The organism is Rhodanobacter sp. FW021-MT20 (genome assembly GCF_041107475.1).
Classification (GTDB): Bacteria; Pseudomonadota; Gammaproteobacteria; order Xanthomonadales; family Rhodanobacteraceae; genus Rhodanobacter_A; species Rhodanobacter_A glycinis.
Window position 1 is genome coordinate 1 of sequence record NZ_JBGBPX010000036.1, and the last position, 5,993, is coordinate 5,993.

Below are 5,993 nucleotides of genomic sequence, written 5' to 3' on the forward strand. Positions count from 1 at the left end.
TCCGCCGTCGGCAAACAAATTCTCACTGTGCACCTCGAACCACGCCACGCGCGGACGTTCGCTCAACACCCGCTGCATGTGTGGCGCACGCAGACCGATCCCGACTCCAGAAGGAGCCGAGATCGGTGGCGCCGCGAGCGTGCTCGCGTCGTGCATCGTGGTGTTGCTCAGCCCTTCTGTGCCGGTTCGAGTTTGCCGCCGTCGATCTTCTCGCACAAGCCCTTGGGCACCGCGACGAAAGAGTTTGGATCGCGGGCCTTGGTGTCCTGGCTGGCGCAGGAGTGGCCTGCTGCTTTGCAGTCGTTCTTCTGCGCAGCGTTGATGCCGTAACACTTCTCCATATGACTCATTGACATCGGTTTGCTCTGCATGCCTGCGGCCGCTGCGACTGTGGTCAGACCCAACGTGAGTCCTCCCGCCAGAACGGATTTCAGAATCGATGCGGTATTCATTCTCAACTCTCCAGTACGTGGCCAGAAACACTCTGGCCTTCTTTGAAAATGACAATCGGTAACCCATGCAGAAACTTTCCCGTGTCGACCAGCAGCCATCCTCATCTTCGAACCGCGTGTCCGGTCAATCTCCGCCCATGGCGCAGAGCCTACTGCCGTACTTCGGTACGACATCAAGCGTGGATTGCCAAGACCGCGGGAGCCTTGACCGACGTCCTACTGCCCATCGTGGCTCGGCCTGAGATGGAAGGTCGGATGTGCGCATGCGATTTCCGTGATGATGTCGCTTAGCAGCTGGCGTGCTTCCTGCTCGCAGCCTCCGCAGCCACCCGAGCAGCCGGTGAGCCACTGCAATGCTTCGAAACTGCGCACCCCGGCCACCACCGCGTGGCGAATGTCCTCCTCGGTCACGCTGTGGCACACGCAAACGTCAGTCATGATCCAACTCGCGTGGCGGAGCCGTCCTGTCGTAGCCTGAGACGCGGCGGATCGCAGATGTCGGTCCTGAAGCACGGAGTCGTACCCACGATCTGACGCGAAGTCGGCACGTCAACCCGCGGCCTCGGGCAGGAGCGCAGCGGGCGTCAACCACGCCTCCAGCTGCGGCAGCGCGTTCGGTCCGAGATGCTGCTGGAATGTGTTTCGCGCCACCCCGAGTAGCCGGGCAAGTCGAGCTTCGATAGGCAAGGCCTCGTCTGCCACAAGAACCTCTAGCAGCGCACACGCGAGATCGCATTGCAGCGCGGCCCCATCGGGCAACGGAACGCGTGCTTGCGACAGCCGCTGGACGAGACGGGCGGCCATGGTGTGCGCCTCCTCCTGACTGAGCTGATCGACCGTCTCGCGCCGGTACCAGTATGAAGGGTTCGGAAATGTGGCAAGCAACGCCGACGCCGTCGTGGCAGCTACCAAAGCAACCTGGCTGTCACCGCCGAGGGCAGCACGCAGGAGGCCGACCTGCTGGTCGACCCGAAGCTCACGCAGCCATTTGATCGCGATCACGTCACCGCGATGGTGCAGCCAAACCTCTGCAATATCAGGATGAACCTCCAGGCGTGCCAAAACGGGTTTGGCAAGGCACCCGCAACCGATCTGCGGCACCGCCTCGCACACGAGCGGCACCGTGTAGAAGTGAATGAACACGAACGTCTCCCAGGGGGTGAGGTGGGTGTACGCTATGTCCGTAGTCATGTACGGAGTCAATGGGTATGGGGAAGCCATCGGAACAACTGACCATCGGTGCGTTTGCCAAAGCCGCGGGGGTCAACCTGGAAACCATCCGGTTTTATCAGCGCAAGGGGCTGCTTCCGGAACCGGACAAACCCTATGGCAGCATCCGCCGCTATGGTGATACCGATGTCGCTCGTGTGAAATTCATCAAGTCAGCGCAGCGTTTGGGCTTCAGCCTCGACGAAGTCGCACAGTTGCTCGCCCTGGAGGACGGCACCCATTGCAGTGAGGCGGCACAATTCGCCGCGCAGCACCTGGCCGACGTGCGGGGACGCCTGAAAGACCTCAAGCGCATGGAAACCGTACTGGCTCGATTGGTCGCGCAATGTCATTCGCATCGCGGCACCATTACCTGCCCCCTCATCGCCTCCCTGCATGGCCGTTGAGACGTCCTGCCGGCGACGCCTGACAGCCTGGCGCACTCTTTGGTGGATCAGCCGGACATGAAGGCAAGCTGTTCGCCGGCTTATCGGCAATGCCCCGTCAGCAGCCGCGTGATGCGCGACCGAAACTGGTCAGGGGTCAACGTCGTGATCGGTTCGCGCTGCGGCCATACCTTCAGGATGGCGGCTCGGAAATTGGCGGGCGTGCTGCCTTGCTCGGGACCAATGATGTAGGTCGGCACCGTGGTGACCGCGTAGTGCGGGTACATCTGCCGCGCGACGTCTTCGAACCGACCATGATCGGTGGCGCCTTCGGCAAACACCAGCAAAGCCACCCATGCACCGCAGCGGTCGCAACGCACTTCTTCGACGGGGATGGTGCCGCCGGGCAGCGAGTGCTTTGCCGCCAAGGGTGGTGGTGGCGTACTGCTCGGACCGCGAATGGACTCCAGCGCCGTCACGATCTGGTGCGACAGGGGTTCCAATATCGCGCGCCGCTGGGCAAACATCGCCTCCCGTTCGTCGCCGGCGATGTCGGTGACCACGCAGGTTTCGCCGGACGCGGTACCTGTGACGCGCAGGCGTCCCAACTCCCCCAGTTCGGCGTGCCGAAAGACGTAGGCGATACCGTCCGGCAAAGGGTCGCGGTGAAAGGACACATCCGGTGGCAGCTTTAATCCGGCAGCCGCTTCGGCGGGCGATTTGCGTTGGGAGGTCATGCGGGATTCCGTGCGAACGCGTGGCGGCTTCCAACGACGTTAACGCATGTTCCGCAGCACCGGCCTGACCGGCTGCAGGGTGGGCAGCAACCGCGCCATGTACCGCTCGACCGGGAACAGGAACAGCCCGCGAAAATTCACGAGACGCTCCTGGATCGGCGCGATATGGCGCAGGTTCTCGGGCACCGCGAGGGCTGCGATGTCGGCGGGCAAGGTCGCGAGCGATTGCTGCATGCGCGCCGTGGTCCACGCCATGACGATGTTGCTCAACAGCGTGATGGCGGAGGAGACACTTCGGAGGCGCGCGTTGTGGCTCATCTGATGCCGCGGCACCTTGCCCGTTTCCAGCGCATGCTCCAGCACATGGACACGTTCCCCGTGATTGAGGGTGCGCAGGATTTCCCGGCGGAAGTCGGGTAGCGTGAACCAGCGGCACAGATAGAGCGTGAGTAGCAATCGGCCGATCTGGACGCCCGCGTCGTACAACTGCTCACCGGCCGCGGCGGAGCCGAAGCGGGACAGGATGTCGACCGCGCTCGCTTTGCCGACATGGGTGGAGGCCGCCATGCGGACCCATTCATCCCATACGGGCTCCACCTTCTCAGGATGCGCTCGGTTCTTGGCGATCACGCTGCGCAGCCCCTCGGGCACCGTCATCGCCGGGGTCACATACAGCTTGTGTGCGCTGGCATCACGCAGCCGTGGGCACATATCCTTTCCCACCGTTTTCGCCAAGAACATGCCGAATTCGGTTTGACCGTGCGTATCCACCGCCAATTGGTTGATCGTGACCGTGCTTTGGCGAAGGACCCCTTCCAAGGCCACACCCTGTTGCCGTTCGCCGAGCACGACGGGCTGGTCGTGAAAGATGCCCCAGCGGTCATGGATGTGCGTGTAGATGCCAATCGACTTCTTCTTCGTGCGCGGGTCGCGACGTGCCAGGGGGCTGCTCTTGACGGTTTCACGACTCATCATGTCCGCGGACGCCAGATCGGCGCGTCCCCAGGATTCGGCAATGGGGTGGCTGTGCATGTACTCGAAGACGGCGGTATTGGCTTCCCGTAAGCGCTTTTCTTGGGCGATCCAACGCATGCTCTGATTGACGGCATCCGCGGAGAGGCCCGGCATCATGCGCGCCGTATCGGCGGCGGACAATGCCGTGCCGTGCGCAAGAAGACCGGCATACACCAAGCGCAACTCATCGATCGAGCGCGGCTCGCGGCCCAGCAGCGTCCAGCTGAAGCGGGTGTGGCTGTCCACTTCCATCATGACGCCCGGCAGCTCTTCCGCTCCCATGCGCTCCATCAGGGCATCCCGAAGCACCATCACGGCTTCCGGCACGTCCTCCGCCGGGAGTTTGGGCAAGTGCACACCGTCTCTGTCCACGGTGACGTCGCCAGCCTGCGCGGCTTCACTCAGGTGCTGGAGCTGCTTGGACACTTCCTCGACCAGCGGACCGGTGAATTCCTTCGCGTCGCGGGGCAGCTTCAAGCGCGCGTAATGATGCGTCTTGCTCTTGGTCCATTCCGCGGACGGAATCAGCATGCTTTCGCGACTGCGGAAGCTGAAACTGTGCGCGACATACACGCTGCCGTTCTTCAGGGCACGGCGTAACGCCAGCAGCGTCGCCACCTCGAAGGCCTGCAGGGCACGTTGCCGGTCGGGATTTGCCAGCATGTCGTCCCACACTTTGCCGAGGTGAACCGGTATCGCCTCGGGCAGTGCTGGTTTGCGCTGCAGATAGATCTCGCGCAAGGCGTCCAGCGCCTGACGAACCGGGTGCGGCGCCACGCTCTCAAAGGGAAGCGCACACAGCATTTTCAACAGCGAGCGCGAGTGGCGGTTGTTTTTGAGGAGGAGTTGTTCACGGGTCAGGTGCGCTCGGCTGAGTTTCTTGCCGCCGCCGACCTGTTCCACCGCACGCAGAATCGCCGCACGCAGATCCTCTTCGCGAAGGGAGCGATCGAGGGCCAGCTCGCGGACTTCCTTCGCAAAGGTGGTCAGCGTGCGCGCACGCGCCTCGGCGGATTGGACCACGGCGCGCATCCCGTTGCCCCAAAGATCGGCTACGTGTTGGCGCGTCATGGCCAGCACCCGGTCCGTGGCGGTGCACAGCGCCGTCTGCAGGTAACAGGCGACCTCGATGGTCCGGCGCGTTGCCGCAATACGCTTACTCGCCGCGGGTGGCCGATCTGCCATCGCCTGGGCGTAATGGCGCTTGATGTGATCCGACACGGAAGGCATGGGGTGTGCGGCCACACCGAGTTGGGTCAGGTATTGGATCCGCTCGAACTGTTCGCGAATCTGGGGGAGCGACTGCCGGCGTGGTGCTTGCGCAAGCCATTCCTGAAAGGAAAGACCAGAGCGATGGGGTTCGTCGCAGGCCCGCACCCACGCATCGAGGACAGTGAAAGGGGCGTCCTTCTGCAGCACGGTGCCGAGTTCATCCTCGGCCAGCTTTAGCGCGACATCGATGGCGCTCTTCAGTGGGCGCTCGCCCTCAATGAGGATGCCGTGCTCGTACAGCCACGTTTTGACGTGTGTTTTCAAACGATGACGATCGAACTCGGACAGCACCTCGACACGCAGGTAGCGCACCAGGGCACGGCGCTGGTGTTCGGACATGCGACCAAAACCCAACGTTTCCATGGCGGCGTTCTGGTGCGCGAACAAGGTCGGCCGGCGGCGATATAGCGAGCGGAGCGAGGCAATATCCGGCGTCGTGATCTCCAGCGTTTTGCCTAGATGTGCCCATAGCTCGGCAGGGACTACTTTGACGGCCGCAAGCACGCTGCCAGTCATCCGGATGAAGCCGATCTGCAACGCCAGGCCCAGCCGGTGCAGCGCGTCGCGCTTGGCGAGAATGACGCGCCGTTCCTTGGCCGAGTAAGTGAAGAAGGCATGGAGCTCGAACTGATTGAGCTCCTTGGGAATGGTGCGCAGCCCAAGATACGGCGCCTGCCAGTACTGCATGCCTACCTCCGGCCTTTCCGTGGAGAAGATCTGAGGCTAACAGCAAACTGTTGATTTTATGAAGATTGCTTCCCGGGCGCCTACATTATTCCCCGTCAAATCAAAGAGTTGCTTGACGAGGCTAAGCGTTACTATTTGCACCTAAAACAAGGTGACACCACGACCAGGTCGTTCTCGCCTTCGAACCGCACCGCAGGATTGTCCGGAAGTCGGGACGCTACCGCGCGGTAGGTCTC

At 62.5% G+C, this 5,993-nt stretch carries 7 protein-coding genes; 1 reads left to right on the top strand and 6 read right to left on the bottom strand.

Features of this window, described 5'->3' with window-relative positions; all coding sequences use genetic code 11:
• The 4 genes from AB7849_RS19360 to AB7849_RS19375 all read right to left on the bottom strand — a co-directional run.
• Positions 1-156, bottom strand: a 156-nt coding sequence (locus AB7849_RS19360) for a multinuclear nonheme iron-dependent oxidase (protein WP_369501556.1), incomplete at its 3' end; no start/stop codon positions are given.
• An 11-nt stretch (positions 157-167) separates the two neighbouring features.
• Positions 168-452 (bottom strand): BufA1 family periplasmic bufferin-type metallophore, encoded by a 285-nt coding sequence (locus AB7849_RS19365; protein WP_015447711.1) that lies wholly within the window; start codon positions 450-452, stop codon positions 168-170.
• A gap of 216 nt (positions 453-668) precedes the next feature.
• Positions 669-890, bottom strand: coding sequence for a (2Fe-2S)-binding protein (locus AB7849_RS19370; RefSeq protein ID WP_015447712.1), 222 nt, complete (start codon positions 888-890; stop codon positions 669-671).
• A gap of 111 nt (positions 891-1,001) precedes the next feature.
• Complete coding sequence (locus tag AB7849_RS19375; RefSeq protein WP_153021737.1) at positions 1,002-1,595, bottom strand: hypothetical protein; 594 nt, start codon at positions 1,593-1,595, stop codon at positions 1,002-1,004.
• Between the two features lie 65 nt (positions 1,596-1,660).
• Here AB7849_RS19375 and merR point away from each other — a divergent pair, with 65 nt between their 5' ends.
• Positions 1,661-2,068: an Hg(II)-responsive transcriptional regulator gene (gene merR, locus AB7849_RS19380; protein ID WP_008209286.1), complete on the top strand. Its 408-nt coding sequence runs from the start codon at positions 1,661-1,663 to the stop codon at positions 2,066-2,068.
• 80 nt (positions 2,069-2,148) lie between these two features.
• On the opposite strand, the gene AB7849_RS19385 is transcribed toward merR, so the two are convergent.
• Both AB7849_RS19385 and AB7849_RS19390 read right to left on the bottom strand, forming a co-directional pair.
• The gene (locus AB7849_RS19385; RefSeq protein ID WP_008209284.1) at positions 2,149-2,784 is read right to left on the bottom strand and encodes a hypothetical protein; all 636 of its coding nucleotides are present in this window, start codon (positions 2,782-2,784) and stop codon (positions 2,149-2,151) included.
• Between the two features lie 39 nt (positions 2,785-2,823).
• Positions 2,824-5,757 carry a Tn3 family transposase gene (locus tag AB7849_RS19390; RefSeq protein ID WP_008209282.1) on the bottom strand — a complete coding sequence of 978 codons (2,934 nt, stop codon included), beginning with the start codon at positions 5,755-5,757 and terminating at the stop codon, positions 2,824-2,826.
• Positions 5,758-5,993 lie beyond the last annotated feature (236 nt).